Origin of the sequence: Neobacillus drentensis (assembly GCF_036966985.1) — a bacterium.
In the GTDB taxonomy this organism is placed as follows: Bacteria; Bacillota; Bacilli; order Bacillales; family Cytobacillaceae; genus Neobacillus; species Neobacillus drentensis_E.
In genome coordinates this window covers 421-1,127 of record NZ_JBALSN010000295.1, presented here as the reverse complement: position 1 = coordinate 1,127, position 707 = coordinate 421, and the positions used below count along the sequence as shown (strand labels likewise).

General features: G+C 40.7%; 1 protein-coding gene. It reads right to left on the bottom strand.

Annotation, left to right across the window (positions count from 1 at the left end):
• Positions 1-41: 41 nt before the first annotated feature.
• A complete protein-coding gene (locus V7659_RS19325; protein WP_017367028.1) occupies positions 42-533 on the bottom strand; it encodes a CotY/CotZ family spore coat protein in 492 nt (163 codons plus the stop codon).
• Between the last annotated feature and the right edge of the window lie 174 nt (positions 534-707).

Genomic DNA, 707 nt, shown 5'->3' with positions numbered 1-707 from the left:
ATGCTTTGACTCATGACAGGGTAGATGAGCGGGCGATTGGTTTAGCCGTGGTGATGATGCTTTTTATCTTTTGTTGGCATGACTCTGTCGACAAGTTCTGGATTTAAACATTGGATCGCGCAGAAACAGTTCAAATCAACTTCGATACAAAAGTCCGTTTTTTCTAAACCAAAGAAGTCAGGATCGCAAGGGTGACAAACGCTTAGCGTATGTCCGTGTACATCAACAGGTCTTAACACAGATAATGTGGCACAGCAGTCATGCAATTTTTCAACCCGGAAGAAAATGGATTCGAAGCATTGGCAATCGTCAACAAATCCTCCAATGTTTCCGAAAGTAGAGAACAATCCGCCCTTTTTATCAAAAAGTAAAAACGGAATCGTATCTTTTCCAGAAACTGTCGGGCTTAATAAATTACTGTAGCAGCTCGTAGGACATTTATCTTCTACAGCTTCCTGCTCTGCTAAAATCTTATCAACCGCATCGCATACACAGTTTTCATCATGTCGGCCATGGTGTTTTCCGCAGCTCATGGATTTCAGCTCCTTTAACAAGGTATTTGACTTTAGTCCTTAACAACATATGTATGCGCCCTCTAGTTGGTGTGGGTAAATGACTATTTATCTTTGTTGTATTTTTAGAAAAAGGAAAAGCAGAGCTTTTCGCTCTGCTTTTGTACATTAGAGGATACCAATTGCAACGATCGT